The 24,673-nt window shown below is 49.4% G+C and carries 19 protein-coding genes and 2 pseudogenes; 13 read left to right on the forward strand and 8 right to left on the reverse strand.

The genetic code is table 11. From position 1 onward, the window contains the following. Entirely contained in the window at window positions 1-1,074 is a 1,074-nt protein-coding gene (locus ACR8BF_RS20700; protein ID WP_179899135.1) for a RepB family plasmid replication initiator protein, read from the forward strand. Between the two features lie 1,323 nt (window positions 1,075-2,397). Here ACR8BF_RS20700 and ACR8BF_RS20705 read toward each other — a convergent pair. The 4 genes from ACR8BF_RS20705 to ACR8BF_RS20720 all read right to left on the reverse strand — a co-directional run bounded on the left by ACR8BF_RS20705 (window position 2,398) and on the right by ACR8BF_RS20720 (window position 6,755). Beyond that, window positions 2,398-3,585, reverse strand: a complete 1,188-nt coding sequence (locus ACR8BF_RS20705; protein ID WP_434746255.1) for a diguanylate phosphodiesterase — start codon at window positions 3,583-3,585, stop codon at window positions 2,398-2,400. 235 nt (window positions 3,586-3,820) lie between these two features. Beyond that, window positions 3,821-4,027 (reverse strand): YdgH/BhsA/McbA-like domain containing protein, encoded by a 207-nt coding sequence (locus ACR8BF_RS20710; RefSeq protein WP_179899182.1) that lies wholly within the window; start codon window positions 4,025-4,027, stop codon window positions 3,821-3,823. A gap of 196 nt (window positions 4,028-4,223) precedes the next feature. Beyond that, window positions 4,224-6,008, reverse strand: coding sequence for a putative bifunctional diguanylate cyclase/phosphodiesterase (locus ACR8BF_RS20715; protein WP_179899137.1), 1,785 nt, complete (start codon window positions 6,006-6,008; stop codon window positions 4,224-4,226). 522 nt (window positions 6,009-6,530) lie between these two features. Further along, the gene (locus ACR8BF_RS20720) at window positions 6,531-6,755 is read right to left on the reverse strand and encodes a DUF3606 domain-containing protein (RefSeq protein WP_179899138.1); all 225 of its coding nucleotides are present in this window, start codon (window positions 6,753-6,755) and stop codon (window positions 6,531-6,533) included. Window positions 6,756-7,124: 369 nt separating this feature from the next. On the opposite strand from ACR8BF_RS20720, the gene ACR8BF_RS20725 reads away from it, so the two are divergent. Both ACR8BF_RS20725 and ACR8BF_RS20730 read left to right on the forward strand, forming a co-directional pair. Further along, window positions 7,125-7,364: a transcriptional regulator gene (locus ACR8BF_RS20725; RefSeq protein WP_434746256.1), complete on the forward strand. Its 240-nt coding sequence runs from the start codon at window positions 7,125-7,127 to the stop codon at window positions 7,362-7,364. A gap of 175 nt (window positions 7,365-7,539) precedes the next feature. Next, window positions 7,540-8,028 (forward strand): Hsp20 family protein, encoded by a 489-nt coding sequence (locus ACR8BF_RS20730; RefSeq protein ID WP_434746257.1) that lies wholly within the window; start codon window positions 7,540-7,542, stop codon window positions 8,026-8,028. 150 nt (window positions 8,029-8,178) lie between these two features. On the opposite strand, the gene ACR8BF_RS20735 is transcribed toward ACR8BF_RS20730, so the two are convergent. Then, window positions 8,179-8,388 (reverse strand): CsbD family protein, encoded by a 210-nt coding sequence (locus tag ACR8BF_RS20735; RefSeq protein ID WP_179899141.1) that lies wholly within the window; start codon window positions 8,386-8,388, stop codon window positions 8,179-8,181. A gap of 173 nt (window positions 8,389-8,561) precedes the next feature. Continuing rightward, on the reverse strand, window positions 8,562-9,779 hold the full coding sequence (locus ACR8BF_RS20740) for a diguanylate phosphodiesterase (RefSeq protein WP_434746258.1): 1,218 nt from the start codon (window positions 9,777-9,779) through the stop codon (window positions 8,562-8,564). 941 nt (window positions 9,780-10,720) lie between these two features. On the opposite strand from ACR8BF_RS20740, the pseudogene ACR8BF_RS20745 reads away from it, so the two are divergent. Beyond that, window positions 10,721-11,120 (forward strand): annotated as a pseudogene (locus ACR8BF_RS20745) (transcriptional regulator ArgR). 415 nt (window positions 11,121-11,535) lie between these two features. Here the strand turns inward: ACR8BF_RS20745 and ACR8BF_RS20750 are convergent. After that, entirely contained in the window at window positions 11,536-11,991 is a 456-nt protein-coding gene (locus ACR8BF_RS20750) for a nuclear transport factor 2 family protein (protein WP_314985687.1), read from the reverse strand. Between the two features lie 705 nt (window positions 11,992-12,696). Between ACR8BF_RS20750 and ACR8BF_RS20755 the strand changes: the two genes are divergently transcribed. The 7 genes and pseudogenes from ACR8BF_RS20755 to ACR8BF_RS20785 form a co-directional block, all read left to right on the forward strand. After that, entirely contained in the window at window positions 12,697-13,260 is a 564-nt protein-coding gene (locus ACR8BF_RS20755) for a fimbrial protein (protein WP_313537231.1), read from the forward strand. Window positions 13,261-13,349: 89 nt separating this feature from the next. Next, on the forward strand, window positions 13,350-14,024 hold the full coding sequence (locus ACR8BF_RS20760) for a fimbria/pilus periplasmic chaperone (protein WP_313537232.1): 675 nt from the start codon (window positions 13,350-13,352) through the stop codon (window positions 14,022-14,024). Between the two features lie 21 nt (window positions 14,025-14,045). Beyond that, on the forward strand, window positions 14,046-16,652 hold the full coding sequence (locus ACR8BF_RS20765; protein ID WP_434746259.1) for a fimbrial biogenesis usher protein: 2,607 nt from the start codon (window positions 14,046-14,048) through the stop codon (window positions 16,650-16,652). Window positions 16,653-16,705: 53 nt separating this feature from the next. Then, window positions 16,706-17,233, forward strand: a complete 528-nt coding sequence (locus ACR8BF_RS20770; RefSeq protein ID WP_434746260.1) for a fimbrial protein — start codon at window positions 16,706-16,708, stop codon at window positions 17,231-17,233. A gap of 30 nt (window positions 17,234-17,263) precedes the next feature. Then, the gene (locus tag ACR8BF_RS20775) at window positions 17,264-18,040 is read left to right on the forward strand and encodes a hypothetical protein (RefSeq protein ID WP_434746261.1); all 777 of its coding nucleotides are present in this window, start codon (window positions 17,264-17,266) and stop codon (window positions 18,038-18,040) included. A gap of 40 nt (window positions 18,041-18,080) precedes the next feature. After that, on the forward strand, window positions 18,081-18,866 hold the full coding sequence (locus tag ACR8BF_RS20780) for a hypothetical protein (protein ID WP_434746262.1): 786 nt from the start codon (window positions 18,081-18,083) through the stop codon (window positions 18,864-18,866). A 267-nt stretch (window positions 18,867-19,133) separates the two neighbouring features. Then, window positions 19,134-19,316: pseudogene (locus tag ACR8BF_RS20785) on the forward strand (IS6 family transposase); the annotation flags it as partial. Window positions 19,317-19,506: 190 nt separating this feature from the next. Here ACR8BF_RS20785 and ACR8BF_RS20790 read toward each other — a convergent pair. Then, complete coding sequence (locus ACR8BF_RS20790) at window positions 19,507-19,836, reverse strand: hypothetical protein (RefSeq protein WP_434746263.1); 330 nt, start codon at window positions 19,834-19,836, stop codon at window positions 19,507-19,509. A 637-nt stretch (window positions 19,837-20,473) separates the two neighbouring features. On the opposite strand from ACR8BF_RS20790, the gene ACR8BF_RS20795 reads away from it, so the two are divergent. Together ACR8BF_RS20795 and ACR8BF_RS20800 are read left to right on the forward strand one after the other, a co-directional pair. After that, window positions 20,474-22,132: a methyl-accepting chemotaxis protein gene (locus tag ACR8BF_RS20795; protein WP_434746264.1), complete on the forward strand. Its 1,659-nt coding sequence runs from the start codon at window positions 20,474-20,476 to the stop codon at window positions 22,130-22,132. A gap of 590 nt (window positions 22,133-22,722) precedes the next feature. Then, complete coding sequence (locus ACR8BF_RS20800; RefSeq protein ID WP_313537250.1) at window positions 22,723-24,648, forward strand: methyl-accepting chemotaxis protein; 1,926 nt, start codon at window positions 22,723-22,725, stop codon at window positions 24,646-24,648. Window positions 24,649-24,673 lie beyond the last annotated feature (25 nt).

Below are 24,673 nucleotides of genomic sequence, written 5' to 3' on the forward strand. Positions count from 1 at the left end.
ATGCCAAGAAAAGAACCAGATATCCTGAACATAGCAGATGCATTTAGCGAAACAGACAAGCGTACAGGTGAAGTTGTTACTCTTACCCCCAACAGTAACAACACGGTGCAGCCGGTCGCGCTGATGCGGCTTGGCTTATTTGTTCCGACGCTGAAATCCACGGCGCGCAGTCAGAAGAACCAGATGAATTCCATGGATGTGACACAGGATCTCAAGCAGTTATCCCTGGTCAGATCGGAAGGCTATGACAACATTAAGATTCTGGGTGCCCGCCTGGATATGGATAATGATTTTAAAACCTGGGTTGGGATTATTCGTGCATTTGCGACGCATGAGTGTCTGGGAGACACTGTAACGCTCTCATTCGTCGAATTTGCAAAGCTCTGTGGCATTCCCTCCGCAAGGCTCTCCTCGAAGCTCAGGAGCCGTCTGGACGCGTCTTTGACCCGTATTGCATCTAATACCCTGACGTTTACCAGCAAAGGCGGTGAGAACTACACCACGCATCTGGTGCAGTCTGCTAAATACAGCGTCAAGAAAGACACGGTAACGCTGCAGGCCGATCCCAAGATCTTTGAACTGTATCAGTTCGACAGAAAGGTTCTGCTGCAACTTAAAGCCATCAATGAGCTGGCTCGTAAGGAGTCCGCTCAGGCGCTCTACACCTTCATTGAGAGCCTTCCACCGAAGCCTGCGCCGATATCTATGGCGCGCTTGCGCGCCAGGCTTAACCTGACCTCGCGTGTGATTACTCAAAACGCGACTGTCAGAAAAGCTATGGAGCAGTTGAAAGAGATCGGATATCTCGACTACACCGAAACCCGACGCGGCTCATCTGTCTACTTCTGGGTTCATTATCGCCATCCTAAGCTGCGGCCGGCTGAACTGCCGCTTAGTCAGTCAGGCCTGATCGATGATGAAATGGATGATTTTGACGATCTTGATATCGATCCTGGCGTGATTGACGTCAGCCCGCCTGAGCTGGTGATCGAAGAGGAGAGTACTGAGCTGGTGATGGTTTCGCGTGAGGAGAAAGAGTTACTCAATAAAATCAGGAAGCAAAAGAAGCAATAAAACTCTGTAAGTTAAGGCTTTCTGGTGAATGAAACTGCCTGTCTGATTGAGAATATTCAACAACCACTGTAGCGAGTAACGCTGCTCGCTACAGTGGTTATCTGAGAATCTGTAACGTTTTAATCCCCCCCTGTAATCTTCGCATAGCCGCATTAACTAACTTTTCTACAAACACCCCTGAAAGCTTCTGGACATATTTTTTACTCGCTATAGTGGTTACTCACCCGCATCAACGATGATTGCTCAAGTAACATAGCCAGAACCAGCCTCTGTATTTACTCGCTACAGTGGTTATCCTGTTTTCTTTTAACTGATTCAGGGCTGGTCAGGCTGGGGCAGGAGAGGGTGGGCGTGTCCTGTGAGGGAAAAGCACCGTGCCAGGTTTACTCGCTATAGTGGTTGTCCGTCATGTTTATTACTCTTAAGGTGTCCGTTTCGTGGTATCCCGTCGGGCATCTCACTCGCTACAGTGGTTTTCTGACCGTTTTATGACTAATGCGGTCAGTAAACAGTCAAATCGTCATACCAAAAAAGGAAATGTTCTCGCTACAGTGGTTATCAAATGGGAACAGAAAAGAGAAATCTGCTCGCTATAGTGGTTGTTATCGTTTTTATCCTGTGATGGTGCCTGCGTCGGTCTTTGTAATGTAAGTACTCACTATCATATTAAGGCCGAAAAAACGGCAAATCCTCTAAGATTATCATTTTAGACCACAAGTAAATAAATACTGGCTACAGTGGTTGATTATCAGCGACGCCGCTACTGGCAGAGATACTGATTCAACCCTGGAAAAGCGCGTCACAGAACCTCTTAACCCCGCAGCTCCCGCATAAAAGGCGGCAATTTTAGGGTGAGCCTGCTTTCACGCTAAGCTTACTCGCTATAGTGGTTGGTGTAAGAGTAAGCAGCCCAATTACCCTATGAATCAGGTTTATGAAGAGTGCCGCTCTTTGTTACCTGCTTCGGCTACTCGCTATAGTGGTTATAGGCAGCATGTAAAGCCCATTTCACTCGCTACAGTGGATAGCTATTCCATTTTGATAATTCAGGGATGAACGGTGACCGCGTAACGGCTCTTCACAGTAGTTAACCAGGTAAATTTACTCGCTATAGTGGTTACCAGAAAATACTGGCAGAGTTGTCCGGAGCCAGAAGAAAATAGCTGCCACGCAGCGTTACCGGCGTTTGATGAGCAGAACAGGTTGAGATGAACATGGCGGGGGAGGGCATATATTGTGGGATGGTTCGGCTGCCGCTCTGTATCGCTGAACAGGCAAGCCCGAAAGCGGCAGCTCATCGGCATGCCGCTTAATTACCGTTCGTTACATTGCCTCCCGGTATTCCGGCCAGGCGACCGATTGTGCTTCGTAGCGACCTGCTGCGGCAAAGAGCGTGCCCTGGAAATTGATCACACCGGCGGCCTCCAGCCACATCCACTCTTCGGCCTGTACGATCCCTGCCGCAATGACAGTGATTTCCAGCGCTGAACAGCATTTGATAATCGCCTGCACCACCGCCTGCTTTGGCCCGCTGCGATGCACATCGCGTGTGATACCGGCATCGATGCGAATGCGGTCGGGCTGAATATACGTCAGCAATGACAATCCTGCTGAACCGTCACCGAAATTGTCAATCGACAGGCTGATTCCGGCCGCTTTCAGCATGCGTACCGCTTCCGAGAAAGCGTCCAGCTGCGAGATTACCGCTGTTTCACTTACGCCAATAACGACCTGTTCGGGAACCAGCCCCGCCTGCAGAATGGCAGACACAATCTGATCGACGGCATCGGGCACTACCACCAGCACCATCGGCAGCAGGCTAACGTAGAGGGTCATACCATCCGGGCAGACCAGGCCAGCATGGGCAAACGTCTTTTTCACGGTTTCCAGATCGTTAACATAAAGCTGATCGCCCAGGGATTCGTCGGCTGGCGCGGGCCGCAGAGTGGTCGCTTCAATCGCAGTAACCTGACGCGCGAGGGGATCCACAACCGGGCGGAAGCTGACGCCTTCCGTTTCAGGGCGGGAGTTCGGCACATCATTGTGTTCAGAAATAAACTCCCAGTAACCCGGCGGAAGAACTTCGTAGTAATTCTCTTTCTCGCGGGACTCCACAAACGTGCGCAGGAATTGCAGTGCCCGATCATCATAGGTCAGGCGGTATTTCGACGTTCCTTTATCCAGCACCGCCTGAAGCAGCGATGAGCGATCGTGTTCACGCAGGTCGAAGAGTTCCATACCCGCATTACCAAAGCGGCGGTAGGGGGCGTAGTCGCGCATCAATTCCACCACATTATGGTGTCGCCGATCCGCACAGATTCGCTGATAGACCGCCTGAATGCCCGCTTCTGGTCCTTCAAGCAGCTGAAAGAAATGGGTACCGTTAAATAACAGGATCCCTGTCACGTCGTTAGCTGCATTAATTTTGCTGGCATTGTCGACCATTCCGGGCACGGTTTTGATGGAAAAGTCATCTGAAATATGGCTGCGATATATTATGGTGGTCAGCATGTGCAGCTCCGCTTTATATGATTGTTGTGAACACGCTAACATTGTTTAAAAAATGTTTCATCTCTCCTTATTCACTGCCGCACAGACTGCACCAGCGCAGGTGGCAGTAAGCGAAGCGGCTAATCTGCGAAACAGTTTGCAGGCTAGAAAATAATCCCGGCTGATGAAATTATGCCTGCTGCACAATAAAAAAGGCCGCCGTTATGGCAGCCTCATCACAGTAAAACGATAAACGTTATTTAATCAGCTCAGCAGAGATATAAGCACGATTATCAACACGTGCACCGATGATTTTATAGGATGCGCCAGCATCTTTGGCTTGCGCCGCAACTTTCGCTTCAGCAGCATCCAGTGTCGAAGCGGTAGCTGTGATGCTCCCGGCAAAACTACCGAAAGAAACCATTAGTGCAGTAAGAGCAACGAAAGTTTTGATGGATTTCATAGTCAATTTCTCAGCTTTTTTATTCAGAGAGAGGCGTGCTGCCTCGATGGAATGAATCATAGGCGCGATCATGCCGAACTGAAATAGCTAAGTTTTGCTGAAATAAGTCAAATATTTTGAACTAATAAAATGAGAGTGCCTGTCTTGATCTAAGAGATGAGAGCGCGATCTGATATCAGATCGCGTTCACGCCGCTTTAATGACACTCGCCACGCAGTTTCCAGTGAAGCCAGTGATCCAGTGCTTCCTCTCTAAGCGGCTTAGAATAGAAATAGCCCTGAGCCTGATCGCAGCCATACTCTGTCAGAGAGGTCACGGCATCCGGACTCTCGACGCCTTCTGCCACGACGGTATAGTCCAGCTCTTTGAGCATAGCGATAATGCTGCGGGCAATGATGCGTGAAGCAGTATCTGAGGAAAGCTCACTGATCAGGGTACGATCCAGCTTAATCACATCCAGCGGCATACGACGCAGATAACTGATATTGCTGTAGCCAGTGCCAAAATCATCGAGTGAAATGGTGAATCCTCTCTCTCTGAGCATTTCCAGTCCGCGCAGGGCGGTCGGGCTTTCAAGGATACGTTCTGTTTCCAGGCATTCGATTCCCAGCAAAGAGGTAGGCAGCTTAGACCTGGCCATCTTACTTTCCAGTGCAGAAGCAAAGCCTTCACGCGCAAAATCGCGTACGCTGACGTTTATCGTTAGTGGCAACTGGATGCAGTTATTACGCAGACGGCTGAGGCGTTCCACGGCCTGATCGATAATCCAGGCGGTCAGCACAGAGAGCAGATCGGTCTGTTCAGCGAGGGGGATAAACGCGCCAGGAGAGAGCTCGCCCCGGCTGGGATGTTGCCAGCGGATAAGCGCTTCCAGACCCACCGGCTTACCACTGTGCAGACAAATTTTTGGCTGATACACCATATAGAGCCCACTGTTTTCCTGTAACGCCTTTTTCAGATCGGTCATCAGCATGAAATCTTCAGAACGCTGGGTTTCTGCCTCGGCGTCAAAACGCTGAGAGGGCAGCCCGCGCCCGACCGCATCATTCAGTGCACTGACTGCACGACGTAATATTTCAGACGCTGGCATGCTGCCCGCAACAAAGCCAGCTTCACCGGTATGGGGCGTCAGTGCGACCGAAAGACCATCGTCCATGTCTGCACTAATCCCTTCCAGACGACCGGCTACCCAGGCTGCACTGAGTCGGCTATCCGCCCGGGTCAGGATGGCAAACCGGCCCGTGGCCACCGTATAGATCATCTCCCCAACCGCCGGACGCAGGCGCAGCGGCAGCAGCGTGGCCATATCTTTCAGCAGACTCTCGACCGGCGTCATTCCCATAGTGCGTGCCAGCTCGTAAGCACGTGACATATCGATGCAGTCAATCAGAACGAGACGGCGTGGCGTGGTATCGCCGGCCACGGCCAGATACTGTAAATCCCGTATCAGGCGCTGACGGTTAGGCAGCCCGGTCACCGGATCGGTGAATCCTGCCGCATGCCAGGCTTCCAGGAAGGACATCACCAGCGTGGAGAGCAGCGTGAGTGTCGTCACCTGATCACTGGCAAATGCCTGTGGCTGGGTGTCGGTCACACAGAGCGTGCCCAGAATAATACCGTCGCGGGTTTTAAGTGGCACACCGGCATAAAATCGAATAAAGGGAGAGCCGGTGATCAAAGGATGCGTGACAAAACGCGCATCATGATACGTATCAGGGACGATTACCGCGCTGTCACTGTCAACTACGTGGCGACAAAGTGAATCTGCGCGGGTTGAGCGTTGCAGATCAAAATTGTGTGACGCGCGTACGGTCTGAAACTCATCATCCAGCACTGAGATAAAGCTGCCGGGAATACCCAGCGCCTGACTGGCTAAGCGGACAAACTTTCGCAGAACTTCATCGCGGCTTTCATCCGGGTCACGCAGCGCCTGTAAAGCGCGGCTTCGGCGTTCGTTGTCGCCGTTGAGATTGTTAAGCATGTGTGTAGAACCCCCGCACCGTTTGATTACGGAGCGAAAAAAGAAAACTGTCCGGAGCGAAATGTGATTCGGGCGGCAGGAAATATAGTGTGATTTTTATTTTCATGCTGATGATAAGTGACTATGCGGCGGGTGTCTCTTAATATTTTCTTTAACGCATTAAAGGCGTATTTACGATTCGAAAATTTAATCGAAGAGGTGAGGTTTATTTACATTTATTCATTTTATATAGGCATGAGCAGATTTTTCAGAAGGCGGTTAATGATGACTCTCCGTCAGGAGGTGAATAAACATTCAGGATAGTTAATATTATTTCTAAGTCAGTTTTATTGGGAAAAGAGGCGGCTCTATGAGATAAGATTGTTACTGCAAACTCAGGCGGCAGGTAAACTATTAAAATGCAAAGCAAAAGCAGGGAAGTGGCGCAGAACGGCAGATATGACCTGTCAGCATACTTTTGACTGATGCAGGCCCATCCACCGCGACGCTGGCGGTTATCCAGCGCTTCAGCCAGCAATGAGGTTAACCTTTAATGCCGTTTGATGCCTGAGTCGGGCGACGTGGCGGCGGGTTTTGCTCAAGCCAGTCCCGGACCTGTTCAGTTGTCGGGCCTCGCTCGCGGATGGCGCGCGTCAGCCTTTCCTGGGTCGTCCTCAGTTCCTGGGTCCAGTAGGTAATTTGCCACTGTTCACGAATTTCCACCTGCGACAGATCGTCTGGCGAACGACGCTGGATAGGATTTTTCATTTATTATCCTCCTCTGGTTTCAATGATGCAGCCTGAAGAACAACTTCAGACTAAACATCTATCCTGATGAAGAAAGGAGCAGTGAGGTAGCGGATTAATCCCTGAATCATCCTTAAGGCAAATATCAGGATAATTCCTGGCGCGGCGAATAAGGCACTCTAAGGAAATAGAAAAGTCGCCGTCAGGACGAAATATACCGCTTCGCTTATAAAAAAGCAGGCATAAATGTTCAGTCTGAAATTTGACAATTATGCAAAATAGTCAATTATTCTGTGGTCTTGTCATCCTTATTACTTTCTGGTCGCTTCGCTTTTATTGATCGCGAAGCGCTGTGCTTTTGCATTTTCATCATGTTGAAGGAGTCTTTGTTTGGTTAATCGTCCCCCCCAGTCGCCTGTGATTGTCCAGAGTAACGTGCGTGAACTTCGCCTTGCCGCCGGGCTGTCACAGCAGAGCGCTGCTGAGCGTTTTGACCTAAGCCTGAGAGTCTGGCAAACCAAAGAAGCCGCAGGTAATCCTACATTGCTAAGTCAGGGTGAATATGAGTTGCTGTTATTACTGGCTGGCCGTCATCCTCATTTCATTCTTGCACCCCAGAGCAAAAAATAGCGGCTGCGTTAATGCCATGAGATTAATTTAACGGGTAAGCGGCTGTCAGATAACGCTAAAAAAATTTTATTTCCCGACTTGAAAGATGAGATCTGATCCCTATTTATGAAGATGATCGGTAATCGGATACCGGTCAGATGAACTTTTGGATGAACCTGTTCAGGAGATTATCACTATGTCAGTAAAACAATTTTCCGTTTTCCCTTCACTGGCTGATTCTGTGTTTTCAGACCGCTTTAACCGCATTGATAAATTGTTCAGTCAGCTGACTGGCGACAACCCGGTAACCAGCGCGCCTGCTTACGATCTGCAGCGCGTCGGGGACAACCGCTATACGCTGACCGTCAGCGTACCCGGCTGGAAAGAGGATGAGCTGGAGATTGAGTTACGTGGCGGACAGCTTTCTGTCGCGGGACACAGAGAAACAGCCGCCCAGGAGACGTCTGGCGAGGAACGGGAAGAGAACAGCAGCTGGATCCATCGTGGCATTTCCCGACACAATTTCCAGCTGAGCTTTTCTATTCCGGAGCACATGAAGGTTACCGGGGCGACGCTGTCCGAGGGTTTACTTAACATCGATATGATCCAGGAAATACCAGAGAGCGAGAAACCGCGACGTATTCCGATTGCGATCGGCGGGCCGCGTACTCTTGAACATCAGTAATGTGAACAGGGCGGAAATGGCACAGGCTGTTTCCGCCTTTTTTATCACTCAATTCGCCAGAGTGAGATTTCAGCATGACAGAGGGTAACAAAGGGAGAGAAACGGCAGGGCAGTTACCGGGCGCAGAAACGCCCGGCAGTGAAGAAGGTGTTACCAGTGGTACTTGTTGGAATCTTCCCACTCTTTCACTTCTTTTTCGGCACGGTCTTTCTCGTAACCGTAGCGTTCCTGAATTTTACCGACCAGCTGATCGCGCTTACCTTCTACCATTGTCATATCATCATCCGTAAGATCACCCCATTTTTCCTTAACCTTACCTTTGAACTGCTTCCAGTTACCGCTAATGCGATCTTCGTTCATGGTGATTCTCCCAATTCCGGTTGTTATCCAGGGACCTGATGAGTATCTGTTTTGCCTGTTGGCTGTCAGATAGATCAAGCATGGCACAGCTTTTGCTTTTTGCAGCTAAGCGGTGTGAGCAGGGTCAAACTCCAGGCAAAAGGAGAGGAAAAGCGGGCTTAATTCAGTTGTATTTATTTCATGCGGCGTGCCGGCCAGCTCACGGCAGGCTGTGCGTTCAGGGCAGGGCGGGCGAACAGAAAGCCTTGGTAATAGCGGACTCCCGCACCTTCCAGCCAGAGCCACTCTTCAATTTTTTCAACCCCTTCCGCGATGACAGTAATCTCCAGCGCCTGACAGCATTTAAGGATGGCAAGAACAATCGCCTGACGCGGGCCGCTGCGGTGAATATCGGTGATCAGCTTTCGGTCAATTTTAACTTTGTCTGGCTGGAAATCAGCTAACAGCGACAGACCCGCGAAACCAGCGCCAAAATCGTCAAGTGCCAGGCTGATTCCGGCGGCTTTTAGCTGCTGAACCGCAAACTGGAATTTGTCGAAGCGCGAAATGATCTCATCTTCGGTTACCTCAACCACGACCTGCTCGGGCTGTAATCCCTGTTGTCTGATTTGCTGGATAAGAAGATCGACCGCATCGTCGATGACCACCAGCGACATGGGCAGCAGGTTGACGGAGAGCGTCTGCTCCCGCAATCCCAAATGTCTGGCAAGCTGAAAAGCGTAGGTTTTAGAGTGCAGATCGGCCTGGTAGCGCTCGCTTTCCTGCAACTGAGAAAAGTAGTCTGCGGGCGAGGCGCCGTGCAGACCGCGTATCAGCGCTTCGCAGGAAACAATCTGCCGATTTGCGGTATCCACGATAGGCTGGAGCGCAAATTGACAGCGCTGATCCGCTGCTGGTTGCCAGGAGGACTGAATATTCGTGGTAACAGGTGAGGTCAGCGCCCAGCTGCTGGCGGGATCGATCCCGATAAACGTCTCTTTATCCCGTCCCTCGACAAACGAACGCAGGAACTTCACGACCCGGTCATGTTTGATGCGCTCATCATTCAGGGTAACCCGCTTCAGCAGCGCATCCACTACGGTGTGCTTCTCATATTCACGCAAATCAAACAGCGCCATTCCGGCATGGCCGAAGCGACGGGCGGGCGCGTAATCCCGCATCAGCTCAATCAGGTTATAGTGCCGATCATCCCGGCAGATACGCTCAAATACCGCGTTAACGTTGTCAACGGTACCCTCCAGAACCTGAAAAAAGTGCTGCCCGTCATAAAGCAGGATCCCGGTCACTTTCGCCGCGGCATTTTTAATACTTGAATGCTCCACCAACGCCTTTAATCTCTCTGGCGAAACAGTATCCGAAAGCTGGCTACGGTAAATAAGGGTGGAGAGCATAAGCAGACTCATATGGCAGAAAGTGACAGATTAACCATAACACAGAAATTTTAATGGTTAAGAGCACAACTGCGGCCGTTATATCCTTCTGCTTAAGGCATCAGTCTGACCATAGGTTCAGGGAATACTTCAAATTTTGACGATCTGCATAGCGGATCGCTTTGCGACAGGACTCGGGCGGAGAATCAGGAGAGAATAAAAGCCCCCACAAAAGCGGGGGCGAACAGCATAAATAGCGCTTTATTATAACGTTACGGCATCCCTGGTGAGGCGCCGGTCAATCCGGTAGTGCCTGATTATTACGCGTTTTTTACTCTCCTTACCATGTCGTTATGGCAGGGTTTCAGGCGGATAAAAATCAGTTTTTCTGATATCGCAGAAAATTGCCTTGATATTCAATCAGCTGTTCTGAGCTTCTGGTGATTTAAGCCCGGCAAATGAATTATAAGGTTACAAATCCACCCGTTTTTTCAGATGGCGCGTTAACGTTGCCGATGAGCAGTGACAGGTTGATGTCGACATCTGCGTTATCTGAAAAAGTGCCCCCTGTAAAAGGGGGCAAGGGTAGGAGTCAATTCACTCTGTAAAAGAAGTGGATTTCATTACAGAGCCATTTAAAGATAAGGCAAAACCGGGCTTTGTGCCGCTACGGTTAACCCTTTTTTTATTTGGATATCAAATAATTAAAAAGCTAACGATACAAGATCTCTATTTTAATCAATAGGTTAATTCGGCATGAAAACGATTTCTAAGATTAGGCTTAAAGTCCTTTTCAGCCAGATGCTTATGCTAAAAATGGCCTGAATTCAGACGTCGCATTGCAATCTGAGTTAGCTTTACCGCACAGACTTGACCCTTCAGGGAATACTTATACTGTTTATGTATACAGTATTTTGTAGGGCTGAAAGCTGTTGCGAGGTAAATCAGGCACTGTTGCATAAATCAGAAGGTGGCGATGGGTTTATCACCTCCTGATTTTTGCAATAGTGCCGGAGCGACTTCGTTCACAAACGGAAATAATGGAGGCCTTGTTAAAACTGGGATTTACAAAAGTCAATGAGTCTAAAGTTTCTGGAATGCTTTCAAAAATCGGTGCCGCACGCACGCGTAATGCGAAACTGGAATTGGTGTCTTTCTTGCCGATTGACACAACATTCCCAACGGCTTCAAGGGTATTAAAAGATATCAGTTACAACCAAACCATTCTGGTAATTCATACAAGCTGGGGATCCCGTGGCCCGGATACTGGATAAACAAGGAAAATACAATGGTGTTCTCGGTTCAATAGCGGGTGATGATAAAGATTTTGTTGCGCCCCCAAAAGGAGACTCCGTTCCATAATTGTATGAGAAGGGCAATGCATTGCTCAGCAAGTGATTTATATCTTCTACCGAAGAGACAGTGCATGCATTCTCTCTGAAAAAAATTTTATCAACATCAATGTTATTCAACAAAGCCATAAAACCGCAAAGTCTTGCAGACGATGCGGCTTAGATTTCTTGTTAATTATTGCGAGACCAGCTTCGCAATCATGTGGACGTAGTTTCCCGAATGCGCTCCAGGTATCTTGTAAGACTTATCTAACAGATTTGCTTGCTGAGCAATTTTATCCTCCGCACTATCAATGGTTGATGCCTTCGCAGTAACAGTTTAGGCAGAAATGGAAGTCATCCCAAAATTTAAAAAGCTAAGTAACTAACACGCAATTTTTTTCATTTCAACACGGCTCCCAACTATAATTTACGAAAGGTCGGGTTCACGACTCTGGCATTGCAGAAGAATGGTGTGAAGATATCTTCCAATTTTGTCCATCCCAGAAATAAGTGAAAGTATAACGGGCGTTCACAATACTATTGTCGGAGAACCTGAACGCATAAACCCCAGAGTCAACGGCTTTGTTACATCCTGTCCGGACAGTCCGGCTTATAATTTCACCAACAGGTTTTTTTTGTAAAAAATGCTCAAAATAGTCAACTCTTTCAGCATCGGTCAGGCGTATTTTATTTGATAGCGTAGGTAAAAGAACTGAATCACTGAGATAATTGCTGGCTACCTTTTTCGCATCGCCAGATTTGAGTGACTCATTCCATCTGTCAAACAGACTTTCAATCTTATTGCTATCGGCTCTTACACATTCTGGCGTTGCATAGGCAAAAACCGATGGGGAAAAAAAGACAAAAATACCCGCCTGTAGTAAACGTAACTTATGCATTAATACCTCCTTGATTAAACTAAACCCGATATATAAATGACGCGGTTTGTATTTATAGCTGCGGGAGATGATTTTTTGGCAGGCCGAAAGAAAATATTAATAGACTTAACGTAAGCATGCTTGTTACTTAACTTCCGTCTACCACTATCGCTGGCAACCTTCGACAACATACCTATGAATAATGGGTAAGCACAATGCAGGTTTATAATAATTACTTTAATTTACAGACAATCTTAATTTAATTTTCAAAACGAATTCTGAGCAATCAACGGCGAATGTTCTAATTTGGGAATTCCATTAAAATGGTTAGTGAGCTAATTAATCCACTGTATTGTAAATATTTGTCTTTATATCTGAAACGAACCCTAAACCAAATTAAATTTGCATTTTCTGCAATGTGAAATATATGGGCCAATTTTGTTATGGGAAATAATTTAAAATACAAAAAAACAACATAACAAAAAAACTTAATGCTCTGTTAAATATGATTTTTTCCGGATTTAATATTGCAATATCGATTGAAAGTGACGATCGATAATAAGCTCTTGTTAGTCTATGCCTATCATGATTGTTAAATTGATCGTTTAAATTGATTAGTCTAATTGGATTGCCCAGGTGATATTTATTCGCGTTCCACGGTGTAACTTGTTTTTATTTAATTTACTTACGGCTCAACCTCTAAGCCATTAATGGAGAGTTAATTTCATGAAGAAAAAAAAAGTATTGATCGCCGCATTACTCCCTCTGTCATTGACGCTGTCGCACAACGCATTTGCTGAGGACACTGTTCCGGTAACGCCGGTCACTGTAGCCGGCGGCACGGTTCAATTCACGGGCTCTATCACTGATGCCCCTTGCGTTGTGAATGCCAGCACTGAAGGTCAGCCCGTTGAACTCGGCCAGTATCGTTCAGCGGACTTTAGCAAAGCAGGAGACACTACCTCACCCAAAAACTTCAATATCAGTCTCAGCAGCTGCGCGGTTGATACCTACTCTAAGGCCTCTGTAACGTTTAGGGGCGTGACGGCTGCGGGTGATAATACCACCTTAAGCACGGATGGTGGCAGCGGTGCGGCCACGGGCGTGGGCATTCAGATCCTGAAGAACAACGTCGCCCTGGCGGTGGATGGTTCCGGGGCATCTGAGGCCACGTCATTGATTGAGGGCAGCAACAACCTGACCTTCCAGGCACAGTATATCGCCAAAGCCGCCAGGGTTACTCCCGGTCAGGCCAACGCTTCAGCGGATTTCACTATTACTTATCTGTAATTAATCAAGCGGCTGTTGGAACATCAACAGCCGCATTCAATAAGACCCAATTTATGAAATCTATTTTCCGAAAACGAGCCGGGGGTTTATTGCTATCCCTGCTTTCTATTATGCCTTTCTGCGCGCAGGCCCAAAGTAACGGCGGCGGCATTACGCTGAACAGTACCCGCATTATCTATCCGCTTGAGGCAAAGCAAACGAACGTATCCGTTCGCAATACGTCGGGCAAGTCCACTTTTTTGATTCAGTCCTGGGCGGAAGATGGCGCGGGCAATAAAACGAAGGACTTTGTGGTGACACCACCACTGTTCACCAGCGGACCGGGCAATGAAAACATGCTGCGCCTGATGTTCACCGGCGGCGACCTGCCGCGTGACCGGGAGAGCCTCTACTTTTTTAACACCAAAGCTATTCCCTCCGTGGATAAGCAGGCACTTGAAGGAAAAAATGCATTAATCCTTGCCACGGTTACGCGCATCAAGCTGTTTGTTCGTCCCGCAGGCCTGAAGCCTTCGCCGGACGTGGCCCCAGCGTCGCTGCGCTTTAGCAAGTCAGGTGCAAAGCTCAATATTACTAACCCAACGCCTTATTACCTGACGCTCACCGACATAAAAATCGGCAGCCAGAAGCTGCAGGACACTATGGTAGCCCCGATGAGTAATGACTCCGTTCCTCTGCCATTGGGCAGCGCGGGTGATATTACTTTCAGCACCATCAGTGACTTTGGCGGCGTCACAAAAGCGCAAAAAGGCGTGCTGCAATAGCGGTAAAAAAAAGGGGGAGACATGTCAGGGATGAGCGATGGGTTACATTGCCGTAGGGGGGGGCATAAGCGTTTGGGCCTTGCATTGTTTGGTCTGGGCGCTGTGGCGTTGAGTGGTCAAACGGCAGGGGCTGAGCTTTGGTTTCCGCCGTCACTGATGACGGGCGATCCGCAAGGTATTGCAGACCTTTCACATTTCGAGAAAGGCGGCCAGTTACCTGGCATGTATCAGGTGGAAATATGGTTAAACGACAGCCTTATTTCCACCCGACAGTTGTCGTTCATTGAACCCCAAAATAGATCAGACCTGAAGGGGGTACTTGATACCACCGGACTGATGGCCTGCCTGACACACGAAGACCTCGCTGAATGGGGCGTTCGGCCCGACGCACTGACGGCGGCTGTCATTTCTGCGGATGGGGGTTGTCTGTCCCCGGCGCAGCTCATTCCACAAGCCAGCACTCGCTTCGATTTTCAAAAAATGCGCCTTGACGTCAGCATTCCTCAGGCTTTTCTACTGAGCCACCCCCGCGGCTGGATATCGCCAGAGCAGTGGGATGAGGGTATTACGGCCGGGTTGCTCAACTACAATTTCAGCGGCAGTGACAACCGCGGGCAGTACAGCAACAGCAGCAACCACTATCTGCAGCTGAACAGCGGCCTGAACGCAGGTCCCTGGCGGCTGCGGGATAGCCGCACGTGGACAAAATATGACAGTGCCCGGTACAGCTACCGCAAATGGCAGCATAACAGTACGTATGTTGAAAGAGCGGTTATTCCGCTGCGCAGCCGCCTGACCCTGGGAGATGCGACTACCGGGGGTGACGTATTTGATTCGCTGGGGTTTCGCGGCGTCCGCCTGATGACCGATGACCGCATGTATCCGGACAGCCAGCGCGGTTACGCCCCGGTCATTCGCGGCACCGCCATGTCAAATGCCCGGGTGAGCGTACGGCAGAACGGCTACGTGGTGTACCAGACGAACGTAGTGCCGGGTGATTTTGTAATTGATGACCTTTTCCCGATGTACACCAGCGGCGACATGGAGGTGACTGTGGCGGAGGCAGACGGCAGTACTCGTGCGTTCACCGTGCCCTATTCTTCCGTTCCGCTGCTGCTGCGCGAAGGGCGTATGAAATACGCCTTAACCGCCGGGAAACTGCGCAGCAGCAGTGACCGCTACGAAACACCCGCCTTTGTGGAATCTACCCTGACGTGGGGGTTACCGCACGGGGTGACGACCTACGGCGGTGTGCAGTATGCGGATAACTACCGGGCCGGCGTGCTGGGAGCGGGGATTAATATGGGGGTATGGGGGGCAGTATCGGCCGACATAACCCATGCCAACAGCGTATTGACTGACGACAGCAAACATGAGGGGCAGTCTGTTCGTTTTCTGTATGGACGCTCCCTCAACGAACTGGGGACCACCTTTCAGCTCACCGGCTACCGCTACTCCACACAGGGCTTTTACTCGCTGGATGAAACGGCATTAAAAGGCATGAGCGGCTGGCTTTACAACTCAGATACCGTGGACTCAGAGGGCAACCCAATTCCGCGGCCGGTAACGGATTATTACAACCTGTATGACAACAAACGCCAGCGTCTTCAGGCCAATATATCCCAGCGCATTATGGATATGGGCTCCCTTTATCTGACCGGCAGCCGGCAAACCTATTGGAACCGAAGTGGCACAAGCGAGTCGCTGCAGGCGGGATTTAGCAGTTCGCTGGGGCCGGTGAATTACAGCCTGTCTTTCAGCCAGAATCGAACTGCCGGCCTGGCCCGCACCGACCAGACCGTCTTCATGTCATTGTCGTTGCCGCTGGACCGGTGGTTACCCTCCGGCTCACCAAAAGTGTTTGCCACGATGAGTGGAAACCGGGACAACAACGGCAACCTGACACAACAGGGAGGGCTGAGCGGAACCTTGCTGGAGGAGCGCAACCTGAACTGGAGCGTAAATCAGGGGTATTCCCGCACCAACGGAGACAGCGGTAATGCCAGCCTGGGCTACCAGGGCACCTATGGCAACGGCAATCTGGGCTACAGCCACAGCAGTCATTACAGGCAAACCAGTTATGGCGTGTCAGGCGGTGCCATTCTTCACCGCAATGGCCTGACGCTTGGCCAGCCTTTAGGCGACACCAGCGTGCTGATAGCCGCGCCGGGGGCGGCGGGCGTGCCGCTGGAGAACGGCACCGGCGTAAAAACTGACTGGCGGGGCTACACCATTCGGCCTTTTGCCACCAGCTACCGTGAGAACAGAGTGGTTCTGGATACCAGTAAGCTTGATGACCGCACAGAGATAGACAGCGGGGTGAGTCGGGTAGTACCGACCCGAGGCGCCGTGGTGAGAGCTGATTTTAAAACCCGCAGCGGGCTGCGCGCGTTATTCACGCTGACGCGCAACGGAAACCCCTTGCCCTTTGGCACCATAGTCAGTGCGGGAAATAACAGCGGCATCGTTGGGGATGACGGACAGGTATTCCTGTCCGGGCTGGAAGCCGAAGGGGCTCTGAAAGCCCAGTGGGGGGCTGACGCAGATCAGCGATGCACGGTGAAGTACCGGATACCGGAGGCTGCCCTGAAGATGTCCCTAATACAAACAGATGAAGTTTGCCGATAGCCAGCACAGGCGCGGCCATATTCAATAAACCAATCAACATGGAGGGTAAAATAATGAGTCATTTACTTAGAAGAACGAATCGGATGCTGGTTAGCGGCGCTATGTTCTGCTCCCTGGCATTAGCAGGATTATCGTCAACAGTCAGTGCGGCGGATAACTCGGCAACGATACGGATTACGGCAACGGTGAAAGCGGTGTGCTCACTTTCGGCACCGCCTTCGGTAGACCTGGGCGATATCCCTATTACGGCGTTTGACGGGCTGAGCGCAGGCGGCGAGCTGACCGGATATGACAAAACGTTCACTATCGCTACCTCCTGCTCAGGAACCGATAAGTATGTGCTGACATTCACCCCGACAGCGAGCAGTGATGGATGTATGACGGCGGACGGCGGGGGGATGGGTTTTTGTTTGTATGATCCTTCAGCCAAAAAAATAGCATTGACGTCCACGGGCGCAAATTTGGAAGGTAGCACGGCTTCTGCAAGCCAGGATATTAAGGTCGTGCCGGCCCGGAGCAGTAAGGCCCCGACGGCGGGTGATCACGCTGCGTCAATGACGGTGACCATTGCACCATTGTAAGTTAAATTCGGAGCACAGTAATTATATTAGATGAAAACCAAATCCAACATCCGTTGCTTGTATATAGCATTTCTCTTTGTGGGGGATGCTAATGCAATAACAATATCAGCTAATACTCCGGCTGTTTATCGCGCGTATATGCCACACTGGTCATCATCCAACGGCTTAGATCTACAACTTAAACTCATATGCGTCGCTCCAGCGAATTACGTTGCCAAATGGACGTCCATTGGTAGTACTCATACAGGCGATTTTAGACAACCCTGCGACCCCAATGGTGCACTTTGGGATACGGGTTTTTCCGTAAGTCGTTCTGATAAACAATTAGCCTTTTCGTTTAATATAACTGTAACTTCATCAGATGCTGATGTGGATATTCCAAATAATGTTTATTTGGAGTGGCAACTCATTAATAGCTTCGGCACCAGAACTTACGGCCAGGGCGTTCGTTCGGAACAAATCACTCCAGCTAAAAACTGTTCAGTTGATGTCTCGCCATATATTGAAATGCCCGACCTTAAACCTGGTGACAAGGTAAATGATGTTATTTTTATCAACAATGCCGCAGGGGAGGGTTATCTTACATTTAAGCCGGTTTATCACGATGAACATGGGGGTCTTTTAAAGGGAGGAAACGTGAATACACTGGCTTATTCGGTAACAGACTCGGCCTGGAATGCTGCTGATGCCGAATGGCGCGGGATTTTGACCACCGGCTTATATTCAATCAGGCTTGGTGATATTCCTCTGTCAGCACAGCCAGAAGTATACAGCGGTGCTATGAACGTTATAATTCAGTGTGATTAGATATAAATTTAATTTAATTTGTAATTTTGGGGTCGGCGTGATGATGTCAATATATTTTCGAGCAATAACATTGATGATATGCGCCTGGTTTTTTTCCAACCCGGCGGGAGCAATCGATAATCTTCCTCAAACGACCTATAATGCTTTTTACAATGAGATTAGGTTAACCACAGGTGATAGCTTATTTCAATATCCTGTAAGAATTACTAAACCAGGGACTGGGTTCCTGGTTTGCTCGCAGGCCGGTGCTGTTGGAACACCAGCCCATGAAATAGTCAGTTTCTTTGGGGGTACAGCAACGAGCGATGGGGCACGTTCGTATACAAATTCGGGGGTGACTTTTGCCAGCCTGGCATTGAGGGGCATATCACAGAGCGGTTTTGGTATCCTCATATGTGGCGTGTGGTCTGGCGAAAACAGGGAATATATCTCCGACTCCACTATATTGGGGGGTGATTTTTACTTATTACCTAAGCCAATAATTACCGTGCCAACTACACCCGTGGATCTGGGAGTCTGTTTTGTAGGTTCTAATGAGAAAATGCGAGGGAATTTTTCAGTACAGACAAGTTGGACAGGGACACCAGACGATAATGCAGCAAAAAACCTCGTGTCAGCTACATTATCGGCAACACTTTTAACTGGCCCCACATTTGCAGGTGGAGCATTACAAATTTTGGACGAGAACAATAATGATCTCCTGAAAAGGCCCTCATCAATATCAACTGGTTCAAATGGGTCGCATATCCTGACAGCAGAAGTAACCTGCCCACCTGAAGCAGGTGAATACCAGTGGACCGTATCATTACTCTATGAAATAAAATAATTCATTACATGGAGTGTCTCTGAGGGCCGCCAAAAATGAATTGTTTTTGCCATCCTAAATTAATCGGATGCGCCGACGTTGCACCGTAAAAACTGATATATTGGAGGCGTTCATACGTCCAGAACGTGTCAGTTCGGAAGGTGGCGGACAAATTACTTTCTGGATGTTGCAGTGCACTCTCAACATCTCCGTCCTTCTCAAAAGGGCACCGTTGCAAAAAGCAGGAGGTGATAAACTCATCGTCACCTTCTGCTGACGAAGCAGCACATGCACCCATTCAAAGGCCGGCATTTTCAGCATGACATTATCCTGTGGGCGTTACGCTGGTACCGTAAATACGGCATCCGCTATCGTGAACTGCAGGAGATGCCAGCCGAAAGCGGTATCAACGTTGATCACTCCACGATTTACCGTTGGGTTCAGCGTTATGCACCTGAAATAGAAAAGCGCAATTCACCTCACACGCTTCGCGCGGCAAATACATGGATTGAGATGCATATTACCACTTTCAGTGATATCTCGACTGAGGAGGGTGAATGGCGGCTGTTTCAGGTTCCTGCGGCGCGCGATTAAAACGTGCCGCAGAGCGGGAAACCACTTTCAGCCTGCCTGCGATGATATGCAGAGGCTGAAGCGGGCATCAGAGCCTGGTGGTGTTCCGTCGCATGTCAGAACGATCCTGAAATTTAGGATTGGCGGGATAACTCTTGTCGCAGGCCATACGCGCCAGGTTCAGAGCAACCTTGCGTTTTTTAAGCTTTAACTTTGGTAACCACTCTTTGAACTGAGCTGTCAGCGCCGCTGCCTGCTGTTCGCTGGTGACGCGACAAATAAACAGTTTACTCTTGGTCTGACGACTGACATCAATGGCGTAAATCTCTATGCCAGCGCTGCAAACATCATATTCTACATCGGTGAACTGCATGTGTGGCCAAAGACCCGTTCTGGTTTCAAATGTGGCTAAATCCATGACAACTACCTTTTTTATTTTAAGCGTTATTGCTATCCAGGCGACTAAACTCTGGTCGGGCCAGTGAGCATAGACCAGAATCAGCATTCTGCCAGTGATTTCGCTGATTTATTCTGGTCCTGCCACGAATGGTTAAAACCTCATAGTGAGGTATCGCGACCCCCGGCTGCGCATCATTGACTTATCAGAGGCGCTGATGTCAGGCAAACTTCAGGCTTTTGTGCTCTTCGGCTATTCCGCTTTATCCACCCAGTCATTTTGCGTCTTCTGCAGAATTTTGCGTCTTTAAAACTCCCACAAAATAACATTTTTCGTCAGATAATTTGTTGAATTAGCAGGCTAATCATCAGGTTCCCAATCATGGGCGCTGGTGGGTAATTTATGACCACCGGGCAGTAGAAAACAGACTCCGGATGATAACGGCGGTTTCAACAGTATGAAGAGGTGTAAAAAGGTGTGTCAAAATGAAAGGGAGTAAAATCCAGATTATTTTTCTGCATGGCACACTTTGGTTCATTCGCAAGGAAAAATAAAAAAATATATTCCCTGCCATTAATTAAAGCCCTGTTGTTAAGCGCCGATAAGAACGATCCAGTTTTAAAACATATTCAAATTAATTTTTTGTCCGGGGACAAGTATGACTATTACACAACGTCTGGTATTGATTTTTTCACTGCTCGCAATGTCACTGATTGCGTTGGTGATTATCTCTTTGTCAGTGATTTCGGGCTTCCAGTCGCGTTTTGAATATGTACAGATGAACGCGATACCCAGTATTCGTGATCTCAATAAATCAATCAGCGTGACCAATCAGCTAGGTATTGCGCTTTATCGCCATCACAGTACCAGTGATGCGACGAAATTCCCCGAGGCGGAACAGCGTATTGAGAATCTGCTGACGCAGATTAAGTCGCTTAATGATTTTTATATGGCGAACGACATCTCAAACGATGAAGACAAAGGAATGACGGAGCAGGCCGATAAAAACCTGGAGGCGGTCCGTAATGCATTGCCGGCGTTTATTGCCGCCTCACGCGCCCACAATGATGCGGTCACACTGCCGTTATTACAGAGCGAGAACGGTATTGGCGCTGCAGCCCGTAAGATGGAAGCGGATTTCACCCGTCAGATTCAGCTGAACATCGATATTGGCGAACAGCTCAGAACTGAGAATAAGCGTATTTATAACAGGACGCTGTGGATGATGTCTGGCGGGTCCTTGCTGCTTATTCTGATACTGGCTGCTTTCTCCACGAAGGTGATTCTGGGCATCAAAAAGAGCCTCTCTGGCATGGTGAATACCATGACGCAGGTCAGTCATACGCTTGACCTGACCCACACCGCCGAAGTCCGCAGTAAAGATGAGATCGGTAAAACGGCAATAGCATTTAACCAGTTGCTGGCCCGCGTTTCTGGCACGCTTCTGTCGGTCAGTCATGCCGCACAATCGGTCAGTACCGGTTCAACGCAGATCGCCGCAGGCAATGAGGATCTCTCTGCGCGCACGGAAGAACAGGCTGCTTCACTGGAGCAGACGTCTGCCAGTATGGCAACACTGAGTGAAACGGTGCGTCAGAACTCAGAAGGTGCGCATCAGGCCAGCAGCCTGGTGAATAATGCCAATAACATGTCAATCCAGAATGGGGCGGCGGTGAAGCAGATGCTCAGCACGATGGATGAGATCCGCGGCAGCTCTGCCAAAATCTCTGAAATCACCGGGCTGATTGAAGGCATTGCGTTCCAGACCAATATTCTGGCACTGAATGCGGCCGTTGAAGCCGCGCGTGCCGGTGAGCATGGTCGCGGCTTCGCCGTGGTCGCCTCAGAAGTGCGTAATCTGGCGCAGCGCTCCTCTTCTGCTGCCCGTGAAATCAAAGAGCTGATTTCCACATCAGTTTCACAGGTTGAGCACGGTTTAGAACAGGCTAGCGGTGTTGGTGCAAACAGTGAAAATGTTCGTCTGGCGATTCAGCAGGTAGCCGATCTGGTCAACGAGATTGCCGCAGCAACCTCTGAGCAGAGCAAAGGCATTGAGCAGGTTCATCAGGCGATTGGCCAGATGGATGAAGTGACGCAGCAGAACGCCTCGCTGGTGGAGGAGGCCTCATCTGCTTCTAAGTCGCTGCAGGAGCAGGCAGAGACGCTGGCAGGGTTGGTGGCGACCTTTACGCTGGAGAGCAATCTCCGTGTTGCAAAGCCGCAGCAGGCCGCAGCTCTGCGTCGTCCGGTATTGCAGGCAAAGCAGCCCGAGCGCCAGGCCATCGACATGACCAAGGCGAACTGGGAAAGTTTTTAACAGTTTACCAATAGCATAATGGCCTCCACACTGTGGGGGCTTTTTTTTAGTATTAATCAATACAACAACGTCTTTTAAATAAAATGAAATCGATTTCATTACTAAAACAGAAGTAACTCTTTAGAGTTATATAATTAGGTTTATTTTTTTTCGTGGGTTTTATTATCGGCTAATAGCGTAACGATAATTAATCAGATAGGGCGCAGATATTTGTTATCGGCGATTTCTGAGTCGACTTTAATTTCTTTATTTTCAAAACAATAATGCTGAAGACACGCTAACGGCTTAAGGTGCCTGCTGAAGGGTTTGTTTTTTATCTTTATGATATATATGGTTATTTTTAAGTTTGAGTTAGGTTGATCTTGCAGTAAATATCGTCATTTTATTCGCTGAAAAATAACGGAACGCAATCTATACTCCTTTCTGTTGTTATATGCGTTTCTGAATTTCATACAAAAATCATCTCTTCATACCAACACCGTGCTGCATGAAGCACGTCTGGCTATGTAAAAGAAGAAGTAAAAATAAAATTACAAAACTTATTTTGTCCAGGGCTCACCTGCACGCCTCATACACCAGAGCGGAAAAGAATGAAAAAATTACTCGACCGGATTAATCTGCCAGCGAAATTCCTGTTACTGGGATCTTTTGCGCTGGTGCTGTTTATTTTACCTACATTTTTGTTTATTCAGACAGGCAATCAGCTAATTGACACAAAGAATGTGGAACTGACCGGTATACCGGTTGAAAGAGAGGTACTCAAGCTACTGAATCTCTTGCAGCGGCACCGTGCGCAAAGCGCGATCGCTATCTCACTGAACAAGCCTGATAACGCGCCACGCATGGCGTTGGTTAGTGAAGTTAATAGCTTATCTCAAACAATCGCTGACGATTTACGCAAAGATGATGAGCTGGCGCTGCCTCTTAAGCGGCTGGAGCGTGTTAATCAGGAGTGGAGCCAGCTGCAGAACGATATCAATGCAGGCAGACTTACGCTGGATACCAGCCTGACGAGACACGCTCAGCTGATCCAGACGCTGCTCGATACTAATCAGGATGTACTTGATTTCTATAAGCTATCTCTGGACGCCGATCTGAACACCTATCAGCTAATCGTCAGTATCTTTAGTCGTCTGCCGCAGCTAACTGAAACGCTGGGGCAGATTCGTGCTAACGGCACTTCGCTGATTGCTGGGGGAAATGTATCGGATGCAGATCGCAGCCGTATGGCATTCCAGCTTGATTATGGCAGAACGGCGCTGAGACAGTTCAGCAGTAACATAGATAAAGTATTTGCCATTGAGCCGGATCTTAAAACCACTTTTGGAAACCTCGCACAGGATGCTAACCAGCAGGCACTGAGTGCGCTGAATTTGGCTGATAGTGTTTTTGTCAGCGGTCATGCCAGCGTGACGCCGGTTGACTATGTACGTGTCTTTACTCAGGCGATCAACCGTTACGGTGAGCTGGGGGAACAAACCAGCCATCGTCTGGAAGGAATGATGCAAACGCAGATTCAGGAACGTCGTCAGGCGCAATACCTGCTGCTGGCAGGTCTGCTCACCGTCGCGTTGCTGGCCATTCTGCTGGCTGTCATGATCACCCGTTCTGTCACCCGTCCGGTAAAAGAAGCGGTCGAAGTTGCCAGTCGCGTCGCGGCTGGCGATCTGACGGCAGCGCTGACTGTTTCCGGCAGCAATGAAATGGCTGAACTATTGAATGCATTAATGCGGATGCAGCAGCGTCTTGCCCAGCTTGTTTCGGATATCAAAGGCAATGCAGCCACCATCGCCAACTCCTCTGAAGAGATTGCACGTGGCAATGGCGACCTTTCGTCACGCACCGAACAGCAGGCCGCTTCACTCGCTGAAACAGCGGCCAGTATGGAACAACTGGCATCAATCATTCAGCAGAATGCGGATAACACCCGCTTTGCCTCTGATCGCGCAGAATCAGCGACTCAGGCCGCACTGTTAAGCGGCGCAGCGATGGATTCCGTGATGCAGACGATGCACAAAATCCGTGGCAGTTCGGGACAGATTGAAGAGATCACCTCCGTCATTGACAGCATCGCTTTCCAGACCAATATCCTGGCACTGAATGCGGCCGTAGAAGCGGCACGCGCAGGTGAGCAGGGCAAAGGCTTTGCCGTTGTTGCGTCGGAAGTGCGTGCGCTGGCACAACGTTCAGCCAGTGCAGCGAAAGAGATCAAGAGCCTGATCGAGCAGTCGGTGACGCATGCGCATGAAGGGATCGCGATGGCCCAGAACGCAGGCGACAAAGTGAAGCAGAGCGTCAGCGCGATTGAACAGACCTCTCAGCTGATGCGCGATATCTCTGCTTCATCTGAAGAGCAGAGCAGCGGTATTTCGCAGGTTAATATTGCGGTGAACCAGATGGATCAGGTGACGCAGCAGAACGCCGTGCTGGTCGAAGAGTCTGCCTCTTCTGCAGAAGAGCTGGCTTCGCGCGCAGGTCAGTTGCGTACGATGGTCGCGGTATTCCAGACCGCATAAGTGAGTTTAAACAGCCGCCACCTGT

The sequence above is a fragment of the Candidatus Pantoea rara genome, from assembly GCF_051136265.1.
GTDB lineage: Bacteria > Pseudomonadota > Gammaproteobacteria > Enterobacterales > Enterobacteriaceae > Pantoea > Pantoea rara.